The sequence below is a fragment of the Pseudoalteromonas sp. GW168-MNA-CIBAN-0100 genome, from assembly GCF_040309225.1.
Taxonomy (GTDB): domain Bacteria; phylum Pseudomonadota; class Gammaproteobacteria; order Enterobacterales; family Alteromonadaceae; genus Pseudoalteromonas; species Pseudoalteromonas arctica.
This window is the reverse complement of the sequence record NZ_JBEOOL010000001.1, coordinates 1-22,950: the sequence shown is the minus strand read 5'-3', so window position 1 is coordinate 22,950 and position 22,950 is coordinate 1. Positions and strand designations below refer to the sequence as shown.

Genomic DNA, 22,950 nt, shown 5'->3' with positions numbered 1-22,950 from the left:
TCATCGCGAATTGTGGCTTTTTTAGATTTCATAAAGCTTAGGCTTAGTTTATAAGCTCTGTATATTAATATTGATATGCTTATTAAATGTTTTAACCGATTTTTTGACGCTTTTTAATAATCAAAAAGTATAAATAATAAAAGTAGTAATTAAAGGTATTAATTAAAATGGATTCTTTAACGCAGGTAGCATTAGGTAGTGCTGTAGGTTATGCGGTATTAGGTAATAAGATAGGTCGAAAAGCCGTTTTGTGGGGAGCAATCTTGGGCACACTCCCTGATTTAGATGTGTTTTTGCCATATGGCGGATCTGTAGAAGCATTTACTTATCACCGTGGCTTTAGCCATTCGTTATTAATACATTTATTAATTAGCCCGCTCATTGTATGGCTAATATTAAAAGTACACGCGGGAATGCAAATTTATAAAGTGCGCTGGTTTTGGCTAGTATTTTTAAGTTTATCTACACATGCCCTATTAGACAGCCTAACGGTATACGGTACACAACTACTCTGGCCTTTTACTGAGTACCCCTTTGCGGTTTCTAGTGTATTTATTATTGACCCTGCTTACACGCTTCCTTTATTAATTGGCGTAATATGTACGCTAATACCCAAAATAAAAGCAGCAACGGCTTATCGTATAAATGCAGCGGCTTTAGTTTTAAGTAGTCTATATTTATTTTGCGCTTTAATTTTAAAAGTAAATATTGATGACAAAGTAAAAACGGCTCTCAACAACAGACAAATACCAGTAAATGCGTATGTTAGTACGCCTGCTCCGCTAACCACTTTGCTGTGGCGTATTGTTGTGATGTCTGACGGACAATACTACGAAGGTTATGCATCAGTATTTGACGCGCCCAGCGATGTTACATTAACGGCTTATCAAACAACGCCTTCATTGTTAAATAATATTAGCGATGAATGGGCTATAAAACGCTTGCAGTGGTTTACTAAAGGGTTTTATTCGGTGCGCCAACAGCAAAGCAACATTGTACTTTCTGATTTACGTATGGGGATGGAGTGCAACTATGTGTTTAATTTTGTAGTGGGTCAAAAAAATGGTTCAGAAGTGAGCATTGGTAACTTTGAAAAAATAAGTCAAAGACCAAACTTAAACAATCTTCATAAAATATGGAACAGGGTTTGGCAACCAAATGTGTCTTTAGCATCACCCGCGGCAAAAAATGACTGCAATAGCGAATAACGGCATATTATAAGATTCATACTAGCATGAGGAAGTTAAGTGAAGTTCAAGCAGCAATTAAACTAAATAGTTCACTAAAGTGATTGCTGCTTTTTTTGCTGATACATTGCAACATCAGCATCTTGAATCATATCCTCAACTGATTTACCTGTATCGTGTTTAAAGTGTGTTACCCCTACACTGTAGTCAATTTTGTATGGCTTGTTTAAGGTATTATTAGCATGCGCTATTGCATCCGCAAACCTTTGTAAAACAAACTCTGCTTTTGTCTCGTCTGAGTCGCTTAACATCGCAACAAATTCATCTCCGCCAAGTCGACCTATGACTTCACAATCACGAAATGAACTAAGCATAATTTGTGCAAATTTATTTAATACAAAATCGCCTTCGTGGTGTCCATAAATATCATTAATTTGTTTAAACTTATTGAGATCAAACAATATAAACGACATTGATACTTTGTTTCGCCTACATACATTTAGCGTATGTTCGGCAAGGTTTAAAAAGCCACGTCGATTAGAGATTCTTGTTAACTCATCAATTGTGGCTAGTTGAATTGATTGAATTTCTCGCTCGACTAACGTGCCTAAATCTCTTAGTAATTGTTTTTCTTCATCATTGAGTTGTCTAGGTTTATTATCGGCAAGGCACAAAGTGCCTATAATGACTCCTTCCCTTAATTTTAAAGGAAAACCTGCATAAAAGCGTACTTTAGGATCGCCTGTAACAAAGGGGTTATCAAAAAACCTTTCGTCTTGAGCTGTATCTGGGATTATTAATAACTCGTCTTGATTTATGGTGTGGCCACAAAATGAGGTTTCGCGAGGAAGCTCAGGCGCATCAAGCCCCTGCCTTGATTTAAACCACTGGCGGTCTTCGTCAATCAAAGTAACCAATGAAATAGAAACATTAAACATACGCTTGGCAATACGAGTAACACGATCAAAGCGCTCTTCATGAGACGTATCTAGAATTTTTAATGCTCTAAGCGCGTGTAATCGCTCAGCTTCGTTATTTGGAATCTCAGGTTTAATCATTAAAGCTCTATTAATTTTAAATGTTTTATAAATTACGAAACTGGAGCGAATATTTTCGAGTATATCATCCGATAAACTTATTTAAACTATAAACAGTCTGCCTATTCAAACTAGAACATTACCTAAAAAATAGCAATAAATAAATATTTATAAATATCAGTAAGTCGTGCCTAAATAAAGGTAAGATTCAATACGCAAAAAATTATGATTTAAACAGGTGGGATTAGTGGTTGATACAACATAGCTACTCTTTAATGAAAAAGTAGTAGTGGCTATTTAGTTTTATTTAAATAACCACTGGATTTGGCATACTTACAAAAATAAACACTTTAATTTTGGTGCTCATATTGTCCACGGTAAACTTCAAATACTTTTAAAACAGTATGTTGCTCTTTAGTTAGGTTATCAAACCAATCATCAAACAGCTCATCATCTTCTTGCTCGCTTAGTGCCATATACCTTGCTAGTAACTCTACAATATCATTGTGGTTGCAGGTTAAAGGATTTACTTGTTGCGCCAAGGTACTGTGGTCGCGCTCTCTTAGGGTTTCCATCACCCCTTGATCAATTTGTTCTTGTTGTTGTGTTGCGTCACTCATACATAACCTCTGTAATAACTTTATAACCGTATTTGTTAACGTTTTAACTCTTAAATATAGTTATAACAGCCTAAACGCCAATAGCCAGCACTTTTGATTCAAGTGCTTATTTTTTGATTTGTTTGCGCAAATAGCCAGCAATTACGGCCTTTTTAAGGAACATTTAAATAATTTGCAATGGGAGAATAAATACGCTAAATTAAAATGATATACTATCACATATCATTTATTGAGGCGTATTATGAAACCAAATATTCATCCTGATTACCACGTGGTTGCTTTTCACGATACCGCTGCCGATTCTTACTTTATTATTGGCTCAACCATAAAAACGAGCCGCACAGTAGAAATAGACGGTAATACATATCCATACGTACCTATTGATGTATCAAGTGACTCGCACCCATTTTATACAAGCAAGCAAAAAACAACCGCTACAGATGGCCGCGTTGCGCAGTTTAATCGTCGTTTTAAAAGTTTATCGACTGTTAAAAAGGAAAAGGTATGAAAGTATTAAGCTCTCTTAAAAGTGCTAAGCAACGTCCGGGGTGTCAAATTGTAAAACGCAAAGGCCGCGTATTTGTAATTTGTAAAAACAACCCACGCTTTAAAGCAGTACAAGGAATGAAAAAGAAATAAGTTAAACGGGGATGCTCAACATATAATTAGGTAGCTTGCTTAAGCTACCTAATTTAGGGGGGACTATTTTACCACTACTGAAAACTCTGGCACTGCCTGAATTACTTTTTTTACCGTACAGGTATTAACGGCTGCAATAAGCGCCTTTTTATATTTATCAGGGAAGCCTTCTGGTAAGTTAATCTCAATTGAAAATAGCTTTTTACCGTTGTCATCTACATTTTCGTTATTTTGAGTAAGCGTCATACCTTGCGTTGAAATATCACGCTGCTCGCAAAACTTACGCGCATAAAAACCTGCACATAAAACCATACTTACTAAAAAATAATCAAACGGTTCTGGATACTCTGCATTGCCACCAGCGTTTACGCTTTGATCGCTTATTACTTCTAGGTCGCCAAATTTAGCGCTTTGCTTTTGGCCTTCTAACATTGAAACTGAAATTTCCATTGTGTTTCCTTATATTTATTGCTGCAGATACCTTTAACGCAATTAGCTTAAAAGTAGCTACTAAAGATACATATAGTTTAGGTTTATGAACCGAACAGTAATTCAAAGAACCCTGGAGGCTCGTGTAACTCATGATATTTTTTACGTAAATTATCTATATTTTTCAGTGGTTCTTTTGCCGCACTTAGCCCCTGCTCGTTTGCTGCTTTTTTTGCAAGTTCAGCTTGAGCAATCACTTTATCAAGGCCCTGCAATGACTGCTCATGTTTTTTGTAAAACTTACCTGTTTTACTCACTTTAACCAGCTTTATAAATTCATCAATCGCAGTATTAAATTCACTAAGTTGAGTTGCCTGCACCGCTTGTTTATATGCAAGGCCCGTGTTTTTCATATTTACTTCAAGATCGACTTCTTGCTGCGCAAAAGACATTGAACTAAACGCAAAGGTAAAAATAATAACTAAATACTTCATGGTCAAACCTATTAATTAAAAACACCTAAATTGTATCAAGTTTACGTAGCAAAGTAACTTTACGAGCTGTTATGAGCACTTTGAGCTGTAAAGGGGGTTTACAAATCAATCATTTTAAAGCCGCAATAGTGAAAAATATTCAAATAACGATTTTTTTGAATAAAAAACACCTAATAAAAATCACTTTAAAAGAGTAATAACACACATAAACTTTACAAATAAGTACATATAACACTCGCTGACAACTTCATATAAATAAAAATTAATATGTGAATAATTATAAACCGCAAAAAATTGACTTAAAAAACAACTTAAAATTTAACAAATAAAAACCAATGTTAATAACTAAAATATATAAGAAAAACTAAATGTAAAAACACCTCAGTAAATCATTTAAAGGGCCTTTGTAATTAATACCAAAAAACACAATAAAAGTTCTTCAGGTTATTTCAAGTTGCTTATTTTACAGTGAGTTAGCTGCTTTTAATAAAATAATCAGCATGCAATAATCGCCGCCCTCATAAAAAAGTTATAGGGCTTTATCCAAATACAAACTGCATTTGGATAAAACTACATTGTATTTAATTACTATAAAATGTTCTCTGGGAATCAAATGAAACGTCATAATTTACTTTCTACTAGCATTAAATGTGCATTAATTACTGCTGCTGCAACAGCAAGTAATTCTGTGCTTGCACAAGATGAGCAAGCAACAAAAATTGAACGTGTTGAAGTAACGGGTTCACGTATTTTACGTGAAGGTGCTATTGCGCCTGCACCTGTTACAGTTATCAGTGGCGAGCAGCTAATGAACACTGGCGCAGTAAACATTGGTGAAGCGCTAAATAACTTACCTGCACTTGGCAATACATATTCTATGGCTAACTCAGGCCGTTTTATTGGTACTGCGGGTTTAAATATTCTTGATTTACGTAACATGGGTACAGATCGTACTTTGGTACTTGTAAATGGTAAGCGTCATGTATCAAGCTCTGCAGGTTCTCAATCTGTAGATACCAACACGATTCCAAGTGTATGGGTTGAACGTGTAGAGATAATTACTGGTGGTGCATCTGCTGTATACGGTGCTGATGCGGTAACAGGTGTTGTTAACTTTATATTAAAAGACAACATTGAAGGCATGGACTTTAGCGTTACACGTGGTTTTGCCGATTTAAGCAGCTACAACAACGAAAAAGCGACGTTCTCATACGGCTCTAACTTTGATAACGATCGTGGTAATGCAGCTTTTGCTATTGAGTACTCAGGCCAGGATTCATTAAACGCGCTTGATCACCCTTGGACTAGCACTTCGTTTAGTAGTTTACGCAGAGAAGTTTTACCTGGTGAAGATACAAATAGCTTAGACTTTCCTGATAAAATTTTAACGCCAAATGCAGGTTATTACGCAATTAATAACGCGGGTGTTTACGCACTCGAAGATTCAACTAAGTTTATCAATAGCTTTAACCCTGACAGCAGCGCCCGTGATTTATACATAGGTAATAATGTAGATTTGTATTCATGTGCAGAATGTGACTTTTTCAACCTAGGTCAATTTGAAGAAATTCAACCTGAGTTTGAGCGTTACAACGTAAACTTTAAAGTTAACTACGATGTTACCGACGACTTAAACGTTTACTTTGATGCTAAATATGTAAACAGCCAAGGTGAAAGCATAGGCCAACCTGCATTTTTCTTCTTTGACGATGAAAACAGCATTAAAATCGACAACCCTTACCTAGACCCAGCCATCAAAGCGCGTATGGAAGAACAAGGTGTTGATTCGATCATGGTTAACCGCATGATGACCGACCTTGGCCGCCGCATTGAAAACAATACGCGTGAAACAACGCGCTTTGTTACCGGCTTAAAAGGTACTGTATTTGAAGATTGGGAATTAGATACATCAGTTGTTTATGGCCAAACTGATCTAGAGCGTGAAAACGGCGCTAACATGATTGTAGCCAACTACTTTAATGCACTTGATGCAGTTGAAGATACAAATGGTAACGTAGTATGTCGTAGTGCTGCAGCCCAAGCTGATGGCTGTGTTCCTGTAAATATTATGGGGTTTGGTTCGCCATCTCAACAAGCCATTGATTACATTAATACGGTATCTGTTGGCACATCAACTATTAAGCAAACAGTTATTTCTGGCTCACTTGCTAATGGCGCTATTTTTGAATTACCAGCGGGCTATGTAGGTGTTGCATTTGGTGCTGAGTACCGTAAAGAAGAAAGCGAAACAAAAGAGCCTGATAACGCTGAAGGTACTTTCTTTAACGCTCTGGGCGAAGATAAAGGCTCGTTTAATGTTCGCGAAGTATTCTTTGAAGCGACGATGCCAATTTTAACTGATTTACCGCTTATTCAAGACTTAGTGTTTGATACTGCAGTACGTCATGCTGACTACAGTACGATTGGCGAAGCAACTAGCTGGAAACTTGGCCTTGATTGGACTGTAAATGATGAGCTACGTGTACGTGTAACACAATCTGCTGCGCTTCGTGCGCCTAACATTAGTGAAGTATTTGGTGCAGCAAGCCAAACTTTCTACAATGTAGACGACCCGTGTCGCGCTGACAACCTAGGTGATTTATCAAACGGAGCAACCCGCACTGCAAATTGTGCCGCGTTAGGTGTAGCGAGTGACTTTAACTCAGGTTACGATGCAGCCTCATTAGATGGTTTAAGCAGTGGTAACCGCGATGTAAAAGGTGAAGAGTCAACAAGTACAACTGTAGGTATTGTTTACCAACCAGAGTTTTTAGAAAATGCGCTACTTACTATTGATTACTGGGAAATTGAACTTGAAGATGCAATTGACACAATTAATGCGCAAGACATTCTTGATCGCTGTGTTGATAGCGCAACAGGTATAAACAATCAATACTGTAACTTAATTACACGTAATACTAATAGTGAAATTACTTTAATTCAAAACTCAGTACTAAACGTTGCCGGTCAAAAGGCATCAGGGGTAGATTTTGAACTAGGTTACGACTTTGACGCGCTTGAAGGTAGCTTTAAAACACGCTTAATTGGTACTTACTTAATTGAACGTAAAGATTACCCGTTCCAAGACGACCCTAGTAACTACATTGAATACGCAGGTACTACAGGTGAAGCTAAGTGGCAAACTAACTTATCTGTAAGTTATGTTATGGATAACTTTTTCTCAACAGTTGAAACACGCTTTTTGAGTGAAGTAGAGCTATACACAAATTTTGAACTTGATAGCAACCCTAACCCAAGTAATCAAATGTCTTATGGTAAATACTTTATTACTGATATGACTGTAGGTTACAACTTTAATAGCGGTTTAGGCGTTAAAGTAGGTGTTGATAACGTATTTAACCGTAAACTTCCGTACGGTTCACGTGGTACAAGCGCGGGTAGCGCAAGTTACGATAACATTGGCCGCTTTGGCTACATTAACTTAAGCTACAGCTTATAATTAATAAAATAACTTATTAGGGCGTGTTGATCATTGGTGGGTGAATTTGCAGCAGTATGTTTGGTTTTTAGGCAAGGCAGAGCCTATGTAGTGTGGTTATTCCCCATAAATAGGCGATAACGCAGCATAAATACCAAACATGCGCTGCCCGAAGGGTTCTTTCTAGGGACGATTAACTCTTTGTTGCTCGGTTTTTACTTAGCCCACTAGGTTACAAACCTCGCGTCGCGATTTAATCGCCCCTAGATTGAACAAATTTCAATCCACAAAGATCAACACGCCCTAGTTAAAACAAAGGCTCGCAGTGCGAGCCTTTTTAATAGGTCTTATTTAATATTACTCAGCCACACGCTTTGGTATGGTTCTAGCTCTATCGTTAATTGGCTTTCTTCAATCGTTTTATTTGCAACCAAATCAAACCACTTTTGGGTGTTAATTAAGTTTAAGTCGGCCAATGTGAGTGTTTGTGGTTTATCGCTAATGTTATAAACACAAAATATGCTTTGGCGCCTGTCAATGCTTTGTCTCCAAAAACCAAATAACCCACCCGCTAAATGCAGCGTAAACTGTGTAGCATTTGGGTGAAAGGCACTCTGCTTTTTGCGTACTGCCAATAAGCTTTTTATGCCGTTAAACACTTTATGATGATGACTATACTTTTCACCAATTGCAGCCAGTAGCTTTGATTCTTGCCAACGATGGCGGTTAATAGCGCGGTTATGCTGTGAATTTTCAAATCGGTCGTAATCGTTAGTTGTACCCAACAAACTATGAATATAAAGCCCTGGGATACCTTCAAGTGCAAACATAATTGCGTGAGCACACATAAATCGCTCAAGGCCAAACTTATCGGGGCCATTGTGCGTCCCTTGTAGTGCATCAAATAAAGCAATATTTAGCTCGTACGGTGTATGTGTGCCATCGTTACTTGTACGCATAGATACACGACCACCAAACTGCATGGTTGTACTTACTAGTGACGCCACTTCGCTAGGTTGTAGTAAACCTTCAATTGGTCTGAGCCCTACTCCATCATGCGAGGCTATAAAGTTAAAGTATGCCGTACCATTTTGCGCAGGCGGCATGCTCATCATCCAATGCTTTATTGCAGTACTATCACCACTAAGTAATGTATGAAGCAACAATGGCGGTAAGGCAAAGTTATAAATACTGTGCGCTTCGTTAGCGTTACCAAAGTACGATAGGTTTTCTTGGTTTGGAATATTGGTTTCGGTAATTATAACTACGCTGGGCTCTGCGTGCTCAATAAGTGTTCGCATTAGCCTTACTGCTTCATGTGTTTGCGGCAAGTTAATGCAACTTGTATTAAGCTGTTTCCACAAAAATGCAACCGCATCAAGCCTAAACAAACGCACGCCATTGTCTAAATAATGCCTAATTATTCCCACAAACTCTTTAAGTACATCAGGATTGCCAAAGTCAAAATCAACCTGATCGTGACTAAACGTACACCACACATGTTTTTCGCCGCTTGGCGTAGTTACAGTATTTAATAACGATGAGGTTCGCGGGCGTACAACTTGGCTTAAATCATCCGTTAAGCTCGCCGTTTTGAAGTAGTCTTTACCCGGGTGTAAATCATTTAAAAAGTTCTCAAACCATACACTTCTGCTTGAACAGTGGTTAATAACTAAATCTGCCATGAGTTTTACATCTTTAGCTATATTTTGAATATCATTCCAATCACCTAGCGACTCGTTAACTTGCACGTAGTTCATTACGGCAAAGCCTTCATCTGAGCTGTACGGGTAAAATGGCAATATATGCAGCGCATTTAACTGCATATCACATTGCTCTTTTATAAACCTGTGTAGTGTTTTAAGCGGTGCCTCCATTGGGCTCGATACGGCAAATTCACTATCATCGTGTTTAATAATAGAATCGCCATAAGCAATCAATACTATATCTTGTTCATCCCATCTGTTTGTATGGGGGGTCGGGTCGCGCAGTGCATTGCTACCTAATATAATTTTAATGAGTTGCTGAGCTAGCTCAGTAACCGATAAAGGCAGCTCAACCCCCTCATAAATAATATGAAGATGTTGCTCTACTCGTTGTAAAAATAATTCGCTAACTGAAATCACATGCGCCCCTAATATTTATTGTTTAGACTTATAGGCTAGTTAACCTGCACGCAGGTTAACTATATTCTTCGTTATCTAGCTCTACGGCTTCTTTTAAGCGCTCAAGTACGTCTGGCATTGCTGATACAACACGGTTCCAACTTGGCACAAATGGCGCTTCCATTGGGTTTTCTAAAAAGTGTTGCCCTGCTTCCATAATATTTTGTGCAAACATTTCTACTGCTTTTTCTTCTTGGTGTACATCAAGCGTTAACCCGTTCATAAGCGCATCGTTGTGATAGGTTTCAATAAAATCTAGCCCGATACGATAGTAAGTCGCTTTTAATGAACGAATTGTTTCGCTGGTAAAAGTAACACCTTGTGTTGCCAGCTTTCTAAACAATGCCTTAGTAATATCAATCGACATTTTAGACAAGCCTGCGCTTTGGTCATCAAGTGAAAGTTCTTGGTGCTTATGATCGTAATTATCTGCAATATCTACTTGGCATAAGCGGTTATGGGAGTAATTACGATACATTTCACTCAGTACGCCTATTTCAAGGCCCCAGTCACTTGGAATGCGAATATCGTTTAAAACATCGCGTCTAAACGAAAACTCACCTGCAAGTGGGTACCTAAAAGAGTCCATATATTCAAGGTAGTCGGTATTGCCTAAAATTGTTTTAAAGGAGCGAAGCAAAGGCGTTACTAATAAGCGCGATACACGGCCATTAATTTTGCCATTCGCAGTACGCGGGTAAAACCCTTTACAAAATTCATAGTTAAAACGCGGATGCGCAACGGGGTAAATTAAGCGAGCAAGTAAGCTTCTGTCGTAGGTTAAAATATCACAATCATGCAGCGCAATAGATTCCACCTCTGCTGTTGCTAATTTATAGCCCATGCAATACCACACATTACGGCCTTTACCCAGCTCACGCGGTGCAACGCCTAGCTCTTGTAATTCTTTATCAAGTGCTTGTAAGCGTGGGCCGTCGTTCCATAATACTTTATGGTTTTGGTTTAGCTCTTTAAAAAAACCAAGTGCATGGCGATACTGTGCTTCGTCGGCTCTATCTAAGCCTATGGTAATTTGCGATAAATACGGTACTTCGCGTAATTCGCTAACTATATTTTGCAGTGCAGGGCCTTCGAGTTCACTAAATAACGAAGGAAGTATTAATCCCATTGGGCGCTGCTTGCTAAAAGTAAGTAGCTCTTTTTCTAGATCCTCAATTGGTCTGTCGGCAATGTTATGTAATGTAGTAATAATGCCATTTTGATAAAAATCAGCCATGAGACTTTTGCTCCTCAGAAATACTTAAAATACTGCTAATGCACGGCAACGATGTTATTTCTTCAATCCAGCCCAGCGGTGCTGGCGATTGAGAGTATCGTGCTTTATTGTGCGACAATTTAACCGGTTTTTTACTCGCCGGATTGGCGATAATAATGGCGATATTTGCATGCTCTAACATTTGCTTATCGTTATCGCTATCACCCAATGCAATGACCGTGAGAGGCTTTCTGAAATGATGGGTAAACTGTTTAACTAACCACTGCTGTGCAGCGCTTTTATCGGTATTTTTGGCAATATGAATGAAGCGCCCACCAATTTTTATATCGTAGCCGAGTGCTTCAACATCGTTTACAAAGGCTGTGAGTAATTCGTCGTTGCCATACCAATAAAGAGGGTCTGAATAATCGCGGGTTTGTGCGCGTCTTGCTTGCGCATCATCGAGCCCTGTAAGTTCTGATATTTGCTCACTCGATAAGTCACTAAACAATTTGTAATGCGCTTTGTAATCCGCTTTTAAAGTATTTAGATCATCTAATAAACTCGATAGCGGCTTTGCCATTGCGTAGCACCAGTAAGCGCCTATTTTTTTGCAACCAATAGGCTTAAGTTCAAAATAATCTTCTGGAATAAATACCGCTGCACCGTTTTCAACAATAAAAGGCTGCTGAATGTTTAAATCGTTTTTAAGCTCTATAACTTCGCAAAAAGTTTTACTGGTATTAAACACCACAGGAATATGTGCATTTTGCAGCTGCTGTAATAACTCACTGATATTATTGGTATTGTAATCGGCGTGATCGAGTAATGTACCGTCCAAATCTGTAAAAATAATGGGTTGAAGTGTGTCATCACTCGTTAGGTGCATACCGCTAATATCGCGGTTGCTATCAAGTTCAATTAAAGCGTTTGCTTTAACGCTCAGTGTGTTTAAGTTCTCACGCGTAATACGCTCAAAATGAGAAATAAAATACACCAATTGCTCGTTAGTCATGGTGCCTGAGCCTTCACCTTTTTTGGCTATTAACTTTTGTTCTTGCTCTTGTCGCCATGTAAAAACATCACTAAAACTCGGTGCTTTTAGCATAACGGTATAATCAATTAGGTTAAAAACGGCTTTATATTCGTTTGCCAAACAGCTGTTTACACAGCGGCGCCAAACGCCTTCTTTATCAAATTGTTGCTCTAACTCGTTAAGCGGCTCACTCAATGAAAACAACGGTTGTGGCTCACTGCCTACACACCACCCTTCTAAAATAACAATATCAACTGGCTTTTCGTTTGTTAGCCAATCACTTGCTGGCACGCAGTCGTCTTCGTGTTTATTAAAACGTGGAAGCGGTACGTTTACCTCTCCTGCCAGTAAGTTAGTTATTGTGCTATTCATTAACGCTACATCGTGAGTACCCGGTACTCCGCGAGTAGTAAAAAGAGGATGTACGTCTTTGGCAAGTTCACTACGTGCTTGTTTTGCTAAATAAAAGTCATCAATAGACAATGCAACACTGTTAAGTGGTGTGTTTTTAGAAAACCAGGTAACTAAAAAATCAGCGAGTGTTGTTTTTCCTGAGCCTTGGCATCCATTTATGGCAACAAAAATAGGAGTATTTGTTTTTTTAGATTCGAGGATGTCATGCGCGAGTGGAACAAAATATTGCTCACTCAAATATTGATACTTTAAAGGCAGTTGGTGTTTTGCTAAAAACGGGGTTATATCCACAATATTGGCCTCTGACATAGTAACTCCTTTGCATACAATGCGTTCTGGAAGTTAAATGCAGATACTAGACCATTATTATTTTTGCATATTTATTAACAAGTTAAAAAAATAGCGCATTAAAAATGCGCTATTATGGTGCAATCTATTTAGCTAATGTGCAAAATTAAACTTTTTCAGGTTCTGCTTTTGGTAATACTAAGTTAAGTACTATTCCTAAAATAGCGCAGAGGCTTACGCCCTCTAAACTAAATTGGCTACCACCAATATGCATACCACCAATACCGCACACCAAAATAAGCGCAACAATACTTAAGTTACGCGGCGCGGTTAAATCATCGCCCGACTTAACCAGTGTATTTAAACCCACTACAGCAATAGAGCCAAAGAGTAGGATCATAATTCCGCCCATTACAGGTACAGGAATAGTTTGCAAACCAGATCCCATTTTAGCTACAAACGCTAAAATAATGGCAATAACAGCTGTCCACATCATTACTTTAGGATTGAAGTTTTTGGTAAGCATAACTGCCCCCGTTACTTCTGAGTAAGTAGTGTTAGGCGGGCCACCAAATAATGATGCCGCAGAAGTCGCAAGGCCATCACCAAACAAAGTACGATGAAGCCCAGGCTTTTTCAAAAAGTCTTTATTGGTTACTTGGCTAATAGCCATCATATCGCCAATATGCTCAATTGCAGGTGCTATTGCTACAGGTACCATAAACAAGATAGCCTGCCATTTAAACTCAGGCCAAGTAAAGTTTGGTACAGCAAACCACTGTGCGTTAGTCACTGCGTCAAATTGCACAACGCCCATACCAAGTGATAAACAATAACCCGCTACAACCCCTGCTAATATAGGTATAAGCTTAAATACGCCTTTTCCCCATACTGCAAAAATAAGCGTAACCACTAACGAGAACAACGAAATATAAATAGCGCTGGTGTAATCAATAATTTGAATACTGCCGTCGCCACTTTTACCCATCGCCATATTTACAGCAACAGGTGCAAGCGCTAAACCAATAACCATAATTACAGGGCCTACAACCACAGGCGGTAAAATTTTATGAAGCGTTGCAACGCCTTTAAATTTTACTAATAAACTTAAAAGCATATAAGCAAAACCCGCCACCATTAAGCCGCCCATAGTGGCCGGCACGCCCCACATTTGCACAGCGGCAATAATAGGTGCAATAAAAGCAAACGATGAAGCTAAAAATATAGGCACTTGGCCTTTAGTCACTACCTGAAACAGCAAGGTACCAATGCCTGCGGTAAAAAGCGCAACATTAGGATCCAAGCCCGTTAAAAGCGGCACTAATACCAGCGCACCAAATGCTACAAACAGCATTTGCGCGCCCGTTAAAATAGTTTTTATTGAAAAGGTGTCATTATTTTGCACTTAAGACTCCTAAACAGTACCGAATATTTTGTCGCCCGCATCGCCTAAACCAGGGATAATATAGCCCTTTTCGTTTAAGTGGCTATCTACTGAGGCTGTAAATATTTCTACATCTGGATGTGCTGTAAGTGTTCTTTCAACACCTTCTGGTGCTGCAACTAGTACAATTACTTTGATTTCTTTACAGCCTGCTTTTTTAAGCATATCGATTGTGGCAATCATTGAGCCACCCGTTGCAAGCATAGGGTCAATAACTAAGCTTAGGCGCTCATCAATATTACCTACTAGCTTTTCAAAATATGGTACTGGCTCTAGTGTTTCTTCGTTACGTTCAAGACCAACAACACTCACTTTAGCGGCTGGTAATAACTGCATAACACCATCCATCATGCCAAGACCAGCACGCAAAATAGGCACTACGGTAATTTTTTTACCTTTAATATGCTCTACTTTTAATTTATTGCCATCCCAGCCTGTAATTTCGTTATCTTCTAACTGTAGGTTTTTAGTTGCTTCGTAAGTTAATAAGGTTCCAACTTCAGAACATAATTCACGAAAGCTTTTAGTACTAATACCATGCGCTCGCATTAGGCCTAGTTTATGTTGAACAAGAGGGTGAGAAATAACGTGAATTGCCATGATATAAACCTACTGATACAAGAATTTGCAGTATTTTATATTAAAAAAGGTCATTTGACCTGTAGTTTTAAAGAGATTTTCATACATCGTGCCAAAATGTATTGTTTTGCTTGATATTTATGCAAGCAATCAACCCGTTGTGTTTATTAAATGTTACTCGCCAACCAGCTGTTTACTTGCTGTTGCATATAACTATTTATTTTTTGATGCTCAGGGCTCCAGCCAGCTAAAAATCGATAAAAGTCAGCCCATGCAGCAGGCCATAAAGCGAGCCAATTGTCAGCTATTTTACCTGCTGGTGCTGTAGGATGATAAATAGTAATAGCAGCCTTTAAATTATCAAAATAATACGCAAGGTACTTATCAGCGCATCCGTGTAATTGTGCATCACTTAAGCAACTGGTCATAAAATACATTACATCAATAATCCCGCAACCTGCACCTATATACTGAAAATCATAACCGAGTATTTCATCGCGCTCATTTGCTGCAAAGTTAGCAAGTTTTGCATCGCCATGAATCAGCGTTTTATACGCACAACTTTGTAGTTGCTCATCTATTTTATGTGCAGCATTTTTAATATCGGACTTTTTATCAAGGTTATTTTTTAGTTTATTAAACTCATCTGGGCGCGTGCTTAAATGCCAGTAGTTGCCTTGCTGCCATAACCCATCAGCGGGTTTACTTAAGTTAAACGCATGAAAGTGTGCAAGCCACCTTAATATAGCTTTAACATGTTGTGGCCCTGCTTGAGTAAACCCATGTTTGGTAAAGTTTTTAAACACCAGCGCGTATTCATCGTCTTTATTAATTGCACCTATACATTCAATACTTTGCGCATGTACTGGTAAATGTTGGCTATAAAGCTTATAAAATGTGTATTCAACACTATACGAGTGCTGCTTTCTTTTAAGCGCAAATTCGCTTTGTTTAATTTTAGGATGGTGTATATAACTGGGTATTTTAATCGCTTTAATAACACATGGCTTATCATCAAGCTGGCACTGCACAATATTGCCACACCCACTCCAAAGTGATGTTAACGTATCGCCAACTTCAATGTGCTTAAAGTAAGGTTGTAATAAAGGAATGTAAAATGCCATGGTAATATTAAGTAATTAAATTTTTTGTAGTTTAACATTAGTGGGCGTTTTTAATAAAACTAAGGCATAAAAAATCCCCACTTGGTTTTATACAAGTTTGTATGTAAATAGTGGCCAAAATCACTATGCCACTACACTTTGATTTTGAAATTAACTGGATAAAACCATGTCTTCCTAGGTTGAGTATATTTAGGCATTTTAGCCTCTTCAAAGTGATGAGGAGGTGTCCACTAAAACGGGTGAGGAGCAATGTCCTGCTTGAATGGTTTGTTATGTAACCTTTATACCACTTTCCTCAAAAAACTTTTCTAATTTACTTTTATTAATGTTTGATAGAAAAGCAAAAGATCTAAAGGTAATACCGACTTTAGATTTAAAGTCTATTAGGTGACCCAGCGGACCAAGATTATAGGAGCGTATTTCTTGAAGTGAATCAAGTGCAATGTCATCTTTAAAAAAGCCATAACCGTAAAAGTACAACCTATTTTGATGAATTTGAAAAACAGGCTTACTTAAAGCTCTAATAGACCAAACCCAAAGGATAAAACCGACACCAAATAAAATAAAATAATCAAAGTAAAATCTAAACGATAGTTAAGCAAGCTAAGTAATAATTCATCATCGCTCCTATTACGAGCCTCTAAGAAATAAACACCTAAAAAAGTTCCTATCGGAACTCCAGGTATTACCCAGATGTACATTAAGAATGCTTTCCACATTGGATAATGTTCTGTGGACGAGTTTCTCCAGAATTTCACGATTCTTCCTTGGTTACATAACTTTTAAATAAGGGGCGCAGGCATGTGGGCTAAAATCCGAACGAAGTGAGCAGCCCACATGTTTGTGTCCCAGCCCGCGCAGCGGGCGAACTTAATTTTTTTGTTATACGTTTGATTGAACAAAAAACTGCCTCATGCCAGTGCTATAGAACACATAGTACGCCCAAACAGCTATTATTGCCCCACCTATTACAACCCCAGTTAAAGAATAAAAAGACATGAAGGCAATAATAGATGCCCAGTATAAAAAAGTACCAACACGGCCAGCCCAGTGTTTATTCACTGAAGCAAAGCAAATTGCAATGATTAGTATGCTAAATAACAGAAAGCCGGGTGCCATACCTGTAAACCAAAATTCTTGATAAGTAAGGCTGCGCCCATTCAACGAATACTCTCCGTTTGGCCAAGGCCAGAAAGCAAAAAGCACCATCAGTGAATATGTAATTGAGTTGAGCATATGCTGAAACCGGAATAACTTTGGCATCCCTTTCGTTTCTTTGAATACTCTCATGAATTTATTAAAAATCATCCTTGATGCCTGTTCGACGTATAACGATTCGAATATGCGGCGCGCGCTGTTTGCGCGTCGCGCCATAATTTGTTTGTTATATGCAAATTACTCAACAGCCTCAGTAGTATTGTTTTGATTAATGTCATTTTTTAACACTAGAATGGCAATATAAATTAAACCGAGTGGCGGAATAAATGCTAATAGCACGCCTATAAATGTAGCTATTTTAGGTGTGCTAGTTTTACGTTTAGCCAAATAATAACTAAGGACGCCGATAACGATCCCAGAGATAAATATTATCTCTCCTAATAGTGTTGCATTGATATTCATACGCGATTCTCCTTTTGCATATAACGAGCCTGTAGATTAACTCGTTTTTAAATTTGTTTTTATTGATAAACAAACCATAGCTGAGTTCCTATTTTGGTTCAATTGATTACTATATTTTTACGCAGAATATAGAAGTGTTTGATATTGTTTTAATTGGCGTTTTGGAAGGGATTACGGGTGTTTGAGTGGCTTTAATTTAGGTTAAAAGGGCTTCCCCTTTTTAATGTATCGTATTTTTCAGCTTTTCTATATTATGAACAAGGCAATACAATTGCCATTGCGCATTTACTTTCGCTTGACCCCGTAAGGTCAATTTATTCATGCCTTTGTTCACTGTAATATTCCGCTTTTTATTTAAAAGAAAGCCGGTTCAATACTGCCGAATCGTTTGCCATTCTTTAATAAACAGCTGTCGTCGTCCGATTGGGCTGTCTATTTTAACTTTCATCTTATCGACATAGCTCATCTTTTTGCGCGATTCATTATTTATAAACTGCACCTGCGCCCTGTTTTAATGGGCTTTTTTCGTAATAATTAGGATGGGTGTCATCCTAATTATTCAATTAGGATCTCAGTACAAATACTCTAATTACTAAAAAGTAAACCAAAATACTTCCATAAATATAATCAAATAAGTGACCTAATGATGGGTAGTTGAAGAACAAAATCCAAGAACTTGCGACCCCTAATCCCATTAACAAAAACCTCAGCACAGGAACAACATTCCTATCTTTTACTTTTTTCCTTATAACTGCCACAGTTAAAACTAAGTCAATAATAAAAATTAAAGGAACTAATGTAACTAACGGGTTCTCAGTTAGCATTCTGCATAACTCCATTTCCAATTACTATCGCGTCATTAGCAAATAGTGCACTTCCAGATACTGTTCGATAATTTCTCACATAATCTCCTCTAAAGTGGATACGATCCCGCCCTAAAGAATTAGTTAAATTTCTTGAATGATGAATGGTGTTTGTACCTGAAGCTCGTAGTCCAAATTGTCCTATTTTTCGCCCTAAAGCTGCCCAACCGGCACTAGCTATGTCAACACCAAAATATGCGTAATCACCATATTGTTCACCCAATGCATACCTCCACCCTTCTTGAGCATAATTACTTTCTGTTAAACCAACACCTTGAGCAGTATTAAAAAGGCCATGCGCTAAAATTAAAGCACCAGGTATAAAAGTTATTGGGTTACTCATCAAACTAGCACCTAACAATGCCTGCCCAGACCCCCCTATAGTTTGAAGCACATTCATACCATATTTTTGCACATAACCCAGAGCAGATCTCATCCCAGACATATGATTTTTAGCATTTGGTGGCGCAGGTAGTGTAGATATATTGGGAAATAGTCCTTTACTACTATTGTTTCCTGACGAAGGAGCTGTACTTCTATTATTTGTGATTGTACTGGGAGAACCAATATCGCTAATAGCACTTCCTATTTTACCTTGGCTCTTCTGAGTATTCTCATTACCATTTGACGTCATAGAACTTTTGGAAGAGTTAGCAATTGGTGCATTTGGATTATCACTATTGCCTTTTCTTCCAATATCACCACCTGCGGCATTAGGGCTAGAAGATGATTCCCCTTTATTTTTGCCTCTAGTAATTACAATCTCTAATGCCTTCGGCTCGCTTTGACAACCACCTGAATCTTCAGCGTTGCAGCTAGAATAACCTGTTGGATCTACCCCCGCCAATGGATTATTCATTATGTACGAATAAGGGTTAATACTCTGACTATTCGTTGGGCTTTGAATCAAAGGGTCAACACTCATAAACCGCCCAAGGTTATAATCGTACACCCGCCCGTTCATATGAATGAGCTCTACATTATCTAAATGTTCGTGGTCAGTAAAGCCTCTTCGTGTTTTGGCATCCGCCATATCACCGAGTTTTGAATCTCCAAATGCTTTCAACCCGCCACTGGCTAGCCGTGGTTTACCAAATGGGTCAATACAGTAAACTAGACATCCACTCTAATATAACAAACAAAACTGTGCCACTAAATTCGCCATTCAGATTCTGAATTAATCTTTTTTTGCTGAGTGACTTTTATTTTATCCATTAAATAAGTCATTAACCCTATTAAACCTAAATTACACGCATAGAAATGGCTGCATGATGCAGTTATGATTTATTACTGAATAGTTTAAGTTTTATGCCAGTAGCTTTTCGCAGTTACTGATATTCGCTCGCCGCTTTCGGTTTAAGTTTTCACAATAACCTTCTTGTGACGCTGGCCTGCCCACTGCGCCATGAAATACGCGCGTAAATTGGGTTGTAAGCTTTAACCAGTTTTCTGGAGATATATTCACCCTTTCTAGTAAAGGCAAGTGTGTAATCTCAATATACCCTCGCTTATCTTCTCGTATACAACGTCCTGTTAATTCAACAAGTTCAAGGTACGATTTAAGCTCGAACGGGAGTCCTTTTGGCATAATTTGACGTGGCATGCCTGCAAAGCGCAGTAGTTGTTTTGGTTGCTTGCCTTCTTTTGCATACGTTAAACGCTGTTTGATGCTGGTATGCTCTGACTCCTCTGGGGTGTTAGCCATTTTAGCTCTAATAGGGTTTAAATCTACATAGGCCATGCAGGCCGCAAGTGCTGCTTCATCTAATAATGCTTGAGACGTAAAGCGCCCCTCCCAAAAGCGGCCTGTGCAGTTATCTTCTTTATTTGCTCTGCGTGCAATGTCTTCATTTAATAGCCGCATAAACCAACTGATACTTGATAAGCGCTCTCGGTATTGTTTAACCGTTTGATTGAAAAAGATGAGTTCAACTTTACTTAGCTTTTCACCTTGTACATATTTTTGCGTTAGCAATGTGCCTTTACAGAGTTTATGCCAGCGAATAACAATCGCTTTATCACTAAGCCTATTTGCTTTAATATCATCAACATACAGTACTAAGTGAGTGTGGTTACTCATTACAGCGTAAGCACATACATCAATACAAAACACCCTGGCTAATTCAAGCAGCTTATCTTCAACCCACCCTCGTCGATGCTCGTAAGATTGACCAGTAAAACGGTCTTCCCCACATAAAAATGCACGTCGAACGCAACGCGAAATACAGTGGTAGTATTTTGTATCAACCAAACTTACTTGACGCTTTCTTGCGATAGCCATATGACACCCTGCTTGTTTTTTACACTAAATAAAGGCTAGCCTCTAAATTCGAAAAGTGCAAAATTTAGGTTGGGTGTCTTGTTAAAAATTTTGGCATTTAAGTGGATACGAATCCTATTTAGGTGCTGGAAAACACATACGCCCTACGATGAATCAACTTACTTAACTGCATTGAAAAGTAAGGGATCACCGCTGTTAAAATTTGCGGTGGAAAGTGAGCTTTAGCGCTTGCTGTCCACCTCAGGGCGTGTTGTTAGCTGCGCTTTTCGTCTAGTTTGGAAACTGCTTCTTTTAAATGAGCAATTTCAATATTTTTACCTTTATAAGAGCTTAAAGCTTTGTTGAAATATGCTTTTGCCTTAGATTGGCTACCTGTCTGTTCGTGTAACAAACCTATTCTTAAATAAGTAAATGACAAATTATTTGGCCCAAGTTTGGAGCTAGACCTATCTGACTCTAGGATTCTTGCTAGGGCTTGAAGTGCGTAAAGCCCACTTTCAGGTGAGCCTTTTAAGTATTGAGTGAGAGCTAATTCAATTTCTTTTTTAAGAAAATCAGAAGAGATTTCGTTAGCAAAAGAAACTGTTGAAACAAGAGAGCCTAATGTAAATAGACTTAATTTGATCATTTTATTCATTTTAATATCCTTATAGATTGAAATATGCCGCAATAAACTGTGCAGCTAACTTTTCAATAACGGGCGCAGGCACGTGGGGCATAATGGCGAAGCCGCCCCGCGTGTATGCGTCCCAGCGAAGGCAGTGAGTGAGTTTATTGAGTTGTTATATCGCTACTCACCAATATTTCTTCGTATCAATATAATGCTTCATGTTAGAAAAGATGTAAGCTAGAAGAAAAAATGCCGGCGTCACAATTACGTCGGGTTTTATGAACCAAGTTAATAGGCCCATGAGCACCGTTATAATTTCTAACATAATAATTTGCTTTCTTGCTTTTACTCCCCAAAACGAAAACCTGACCCATATTGGCTCTTTGTTCCATTCTTTAGATGTTTTGTCTATCACGATAATTTCCTCTTGAAGTTTAGAAATGTCAATTTCAAACACAGAGGCAAGGGCTTTAAGAGATTCTATGCTGGCCTTGTTTCCACTTTCTATTCGTTGGATAGTTCTAGTACTCAAGCCGCTTAACGTGGCAAGTTGTTCTTGTGACCAGTTTCGTTTTTCTCTAAGACGTTTGACTATCATTTGGGCTCCTTACCAATGTGAGAGGAAACTATCCATGTTTTAATCGATTGTCGGTTACGAAATTCACACGACAGTGGGGCGACAGACGATGTTTACAGCAATATAACGCCAGCTTAAGCGGACTAAAATAGTGGGTTAAAATGTGTAGCGAAGCGAAACCTAACCCACTGTTTTAGTTCCGTTTAAAGCTCTTGTTATGTGCTAATTCTTAGATGCTATTTCCTAGTGACACGCCTCGCCATATCTTATCTTTTAATTCAGGCCCAGATGGGCCAAGATTTGATATGTCATGAGCGATTTGAAATCGCTTTCCATTCGCAGAAATAACTTCAACACTCACAATTGTATATTTATTCAACTCACCATCATATTCTGGCGGTAAATCATAATTTACGTCATGCGATACCATAAAAGCCTTTATTTCGCCTGGTTTTATTACGAATGGATCAATGATATCTGAAGGAATAACTAGATAAGACGTATCGTGTTTCAAATGACCTAATGGCGACTGACCATTTAACAATTCAATATCTTTAACAAACAACTCTTGGTTGCCCGTATTGCTTAGAGTATAACTAAGTTGTCGCTTTGTTATTTTACCTAAGCAATCAAAAAGCCTGCTATTAAGACAAAGGATCGCTTTAGAGCTTTTACGAATGTGCGATAAATACAAAACTGTCGATGAAATAGTTAGTGCCAATATAGATATAGCAATTGTTATAATATCTTTCACTACTAAAGGGGCTACATGAGGTTCCATAGCTTAAATTAACTCCTAGTTGATAGCACATAACGAGCCTGTAGATTAACTCGTTTTTAAATTTGTTTTTATTGATAAACAAACCATAGCTGAGTTCCTATTTTGGT

General features: G+C 38.2%; 21 protein-coding genes and 2 pseudogenes. 5 read left to right on the top strand and 18 right to left on the bottom strand.

The window, feature by feature from the left end:
- The first annotated feature begins 167 nt into the window (after positions 1-167).
- A complete protein-coding gene (locus tag AAEY62_RS00115) occupies positions 168-1,208 on the top strand; it encodes a metal-dependent hydrolase (RefSeq protein WP_350634400.1) in 1,041 nt (346 codons plus the stop codon).
- 74 nt (positions 1,209-1,282) lie between these two features.
- On the opposite strand, the gene AAEY62_RS00110 is transcribed toward AAEY62_RS00115, so the two are convergent.
- Both AAEY62_RS00110 and AAEY62_RS00105 read right to left on the bottom strand, forming a co-directional pair.
- Positions 1,283-2,245 (bottom strand): sensor domain-containing diguanylate cyclase, encoded by a 963-nt coding sequence (locus AAEY62_RS00110; protein WP_024593037.1) that lies wholly within the window; start codon positions 2,243-2,245, stop codon positions 1,283-1,285.
- Between the two features lie 329 nt (positions 2,246-2,574).
- On the bottom strand, positions 2,575-2,844 hold the full coding sequence (locus AAEY62_RS00105; RefSeq protein WP_007580861.1) for a hypothetical protein: 270 nt from the start codon (positions 2,842-2,844) through the stop codon (positions 2,575-2,577).
- A 241-nt stretch (positions 2,845-3,085) separates the two neighbouring features.
- Here AAEY62_RS00105 and AAEY62_RS00100 point away from each other — a divergent pair, with 241 nt between their 5' ends.
- Positions 3,086-3,352, top strand: coding sequence for a type B 50S ribosomal protein L31 (locus tag AAEY62_RS00100; RefSeq protein ID WP_350634399.1), 267 nt, complete (start codon positions 3,086-3,088; stop codon positions 3,350-3,352).
- Positions 3,349-3,483, top strand: coding sequence for a type B 50S ribosomal protein L36 (gene ykgO, locus AAEY62_RS00095; protein ID WP_002958669.1), 135 nt, complete (start codon positions 3,349-3,351; stop codon positions 3,481-3,483). The genes AAEY62_RS00100 and ykgO overlap by 4 nt, the downstream gene beginning before the upstream one ends.
- A 63-nt stretch (positions 3,484-3,546) precedes the next feature.
- On the opposite strand, the gene AAEY62_RS00090 is transcribed toward ykgO, so the two are convergent.
- Both AAEY62_RS00090 and AAEY62_RS00085 read right to left on the bottom strand, forming a co-directional pair.
- Positions 3,547-3,933: an OsmC family protein gene (locus AAEY62_RS00090; protein ID WP_024591728.1), complete on the bottom strand. Its 387-nt coding sequence runs from the start codon at positions 3,931-3,933 to the stop codon at positions 3,547-3,549.
- A gap of 83 nt (positions 3,934-4,016) precedes the next feature.
- Positions 4,017-4,406 carry a cytochrome b562 gene (locus tag AAEY62_RS00085; protein WP_024591727.1) on the bottom strand — a complete coding sequence of 130 codons (390 nt, stop codon included), beginning with the start codon at positions 4,404-4,406 and terminating at the stop codon, positions 4,017-4,019.
- Positions 4,407-5,019: 613 nt separating this feature from the next.
- Here AAEY62_RS00085 and AAEY62_RS00080 point away from each other — a divergent pair.
- Positions 5,020-7,866 carry a TonB-dependent receptor domain-containing protein gene (locus tag AAEY62_RS00080; protein ID WP_024591726.1) on the top strand — a complete coding sequence of 949 codons (2,847 nt, stop codon included), beginning with the start codon at positions 5,020-5,022 and terminating at the stop codon, positions 7,864-7,866.
- Between the two features lie 326 nt (positions 7,867-8,192).
- On the opposite strand, the gene AAEY62_RS00075 is transcribed toward AAEY62_RS00080, so the two are convergent.
- From AAEY62_RS00075 to AAEY62_RS00025, 11 genes and pseudogenes are all read right to left on the bottom strand, one after another.
- Positions 8,193-9,971 (bottom strand): sugar phosphorylase, encoded by a 1,779-nt coding sequence (locus AAEY62_RS00075; RefSeq protein ID WP_024591725.1) that lies wholly within the window; start codon positions 9,969-9,971, stop codon positions 8,193-8,195.
- A gap of 55 nt (positions 9,972-10,026) precedes the next feature.
- On the bottom strand, positions 10,027-11,247 hold the full coding sequence (locus AAEY62_RS00070; RefSeq protein ID WP_002958673.1) for a glycosyltransferase family protein: 1,221 nt from the start codon (positions 11,245-11,247) through the stop codon (positions 10,027-10,029).
- On the bottom strand, positions 11,240-12,985 hold the full coding sequence (locus tag AAEY62_RS00065) for an HAD-IIB family hydrolase (RefSeq protein WP_350634398.1): 1,746 nt from the start codon (positions 12,983-12,985) through the stop codon (positions 11,240-11,242). The genes AAEY62_RS00070 and AAEY62_RS00065 overlap by 8 nt, the downstream gene beginning before the upstream one ends.
- A gap of 145 nt (positions 12,986-13,130) precedes the next feature.
- Complete coding sequence (locus tag AAEY62_RS00060) at positions 13,131-14,369, bottom strand: uracil-xanthine permease family protein (RefSeq protein WP_007580880.1); 1,239 nt, start codon at positions 14,367-14,369, stop codon at positions 13,131-13,133.
- 9 nt (positions 14,370-14,378) lie between these two features.
- Positions 14,379-15,008 (bottom strand): uracil phosphoribosyltransferase, encoded by a 630-nt coding sequence (gene upp / locus AAEY62_RS00055; RefSeq protein ID WP_007580883.1) that lies wholly within the window; start codon positions 15,006-15,008, stop codon positions 14,379-14,381.
- A 146-nt stretch (positions 15,009-15,154) separates the two neighbouring features.
- Positions 15,155-16,111, bottom strand: coding sequence for a protein kinase family protein (locus AAEY62_RS00050; protein ID WP_350634397.1), 957 nt, complete (start codon positions 16,109-16,111; stop codon positions 15,155-15,157).
- A gap of 882 nt (positions 16,112-16,993) precedes the next feature.
- Positions 16,994-17,419 (bottom strand): hypothetical protein, encoded by a 426-nt coding sequence (locus AAEY62_RS00045; protein WP_350634396.1) that lies wholly within the window; start codon positions 17,417-17,419, stop codon positions 16,994-16,996.
- Between the two features lie 87 nt (positions 17,420-17,506).
- The gene (locus tag AAEY62_RS00040; RefSeq protein WP_024591715.1) at positions 17,507-17,731 is read right to left on the bottom strand and encodes a hypothetical protein; all 225 of its coding nucleotides are present in this window, start codon (positions 17,729-17,731) and stop codon (positions 17,507-17,509) included.
- Positions 17,732-17,951: 220 nt separating this feature from the next.
- Positions 17,952-18,262 (bottom strand): annotated as a pseudogene (locus tag AAEY62_RS25325) (transposase); the annotation flags it as partial.
- Between the two features lie 282 nt (positions 18,263-18,544).
- Positions 18,545-19,660 carry an RHS repeat domain-containing protein gene (locus AAEY62_RS00030; RefSeq protein WP_231621096.1) on the bottom strand — a complete coding sequence of 372 codons (1,116 nt, stop codon included), beginning with the start codon at positions 19,658-19,660 and terminating at the stop codon, positions 18,545-18,547.
- Between the two features lie 240 nt (positions 19,661-19,900).
- Positions 19,901-20,875, bottom strand: a complete 975-nt coding sequence (locus AAEY62_RS00025; RefSeq protein ID WP_024608444.1) for a transposase — start codon at positions 20,873-20,875, stop codon at positions 19,901-19,903.
- A gap of 81 nt (positions 20,876-20,956) precedes the next feature.
- Here AAEY62_RS00025 and AAEY62_RS00020 point away from each other — a divergent pair.
- Positions 20,957-21,100 (top strand): annotated as a pseudogene (locus tag AAEY62_RS00020) (IS110 family transposase); the annotation flags it as partial.
- 28 nt (positions 21,101-21,128) lie between these two features.
- On the opposite strand, the gene AAEY62_RS00015 reads toward AAEY62_RS00020, so the two are convergent.
- From AAEY62_RS00015 to AAEY62_RS00005, 3 genes are all read right to left on the bottom strand, one after another.
- The gene (locus tag AAEY62_RS00015; RefSeq protein ID WP_101163152.1) at positions 21,129-21,512 is read right to left on the bottom strand and encodes a hypothetical protein; all 384 of its coding nucleotides are present in this window, start codon (positions 21,510-21,512) and stop codon (positions 21,129-21,131) included.
- A gap of 157 nt (positions 21,513-21,669) precedes the next feature.
- Entirely contained in the window at positions 21,670-22,083 is a 414-nt protein-coding gene (locus AAEY62_RS00010; RefSeq protein WP_101163153.1) for a helix-turn-helix domain-containing protein, read from the bottom strand.
- Between the two features lie 208 nt (positions 22,084-22,291).
- On the bottom strand, positions 22,292-22,843 hold the full coding sequence (locus AAEY62_RS00005) for a hypothetical protein (protein ID WP_101163154.1): 552 nt from the start codon (positions 22,841-22,843) through the stop codon (positions 22,292-22,294).
- Between the last annotated feature and the right edge of the window lie 107 nt (positions 22,844-22,950).

Bases quoted from the DNA above. Each gene is read 5' to 3' on its own strand.
- AAEY62_RS00115 (WP_350634400.1), top strand. From the start codon at position 168: ATGGATTCTTTAACGCAGGTAGCATTAGGTAGTGCTGTAGGTTATGCG.
- AAEY62_RS00110 (WP_024593037.1), bottom strand. From the start codon at position 2,245: ATGATTAAACCTGAGATTCCAAATAACGAAGCTGAGCGATTACACGCG.
- AAEY62_RS00105 (WP_007580861.1), bottom strand. From the start codon at position 2,844: ATGAGTGACGCAACACAACAACAAGAACAAATTGATCAAGGGGTGATG.
- AAEY62_RS00100 (WP_350634399.1), top strand. From the start codon at position 3,086: ATGAAACCAAATATTCATCCTGATTACCACGTGGTTGCTTTTCACGAT.
- ykgO (WP_002958669.1), top strand. From the start codon at position 3,349: ATGAAAGTATTAAGCTCTCTTAAAAGTGCTAAGCAACGTCCGGGGTGT.
- AAEY62_RS00090 (WP_024591728.1), bottom strand. From the start codon at position 3,933: ATGGAAATTTCAGTTTCAATGTTAGAAGGCCAAAAGCAAAGCGCTAAA.
- AAEY62_RS00085 (WP_024591727.1), bottom strand. From the start codon at position 4,406: ATGAAGTATTTAGTTATTATTTTTACCTTTGCGTTTAGTTCAATGTCT.
- AAEY62_RS00080 (WP_024591726.1), top strand. From the start codon at position 5,020: ATGAAACGTCATAATTTACTTTCTACTAGCATTAAATGTGCATTAATT.
- AAEY62_RS00070 (WP_002958673.1), bottom strand. From the start codon at position 11,247: ATGGCTGATTTTTATCAAAATGGCATTATTACTACATTACATAACATT.
- AAEY62_RS00065 (WP_350634398.1), bottom strand. From the start codon at position 12,985: ATGTCAGAGGCCAATATTGTGGATATAACCCCGTTTTTAGCAAAACAC.
- upp (WP_007580883.1), bottom strand. From the start codon at position 15,008: ATGGCAATTCACGTTATTTCTCACCCTCTTGTTCAACATAAACTAGGC.
- AAEY62_RS00050 (WP_350634397.1), bottom strand. From the start codon at position 16,111: ATGGCATTTTACATTCCTTTATTACAACCTTACTTTAAGCACATTGAA.
- AAEY62_RS00045 (WP_350634396.1), bottom strand. From the start codon at position 17,419: ATGATTTTTAATAAATTCATGAGAGTATTCAAAGAAACGAAAGGGATG.
- AAEY62_RS00040 (WP_024591715.1), bottom strand. From the start codon at position 17,731: ATGAATATCAATGCAACACTATTAGGAGAGATAATATTTATCTCTGGG.
- AAEY62_RS00025 (WP_024608444.1), bottom strand. From the start codon at position 20,875: ATGGCTATCGCAAGAAAGCGTCAAGTAAGTTTGGTTGATACAAAATAC.
- AAEY62_RS00015 (WP_101163152.1), bottom strand. From the start codon at position 21,512: ATGAATAAAATGATCAAATTAAGTCTATTTACATTAGGCTCTCTTGTT.
- AAEY62_RS00010 (WP_101163153.1), bottom strand. From the start codon at position 22,083: ATGATAGTCAAACGTCTTAGAGAAAAACGAAACTGGTCACAAGAACAA.
- AAEY62_RS00005 (WP_101163154.1), bottom strand. From the start codon at position 22,843: ATGGAACCTCATGTAGCCCCTTTAGTAGTGAAAGATATTATAACAATT.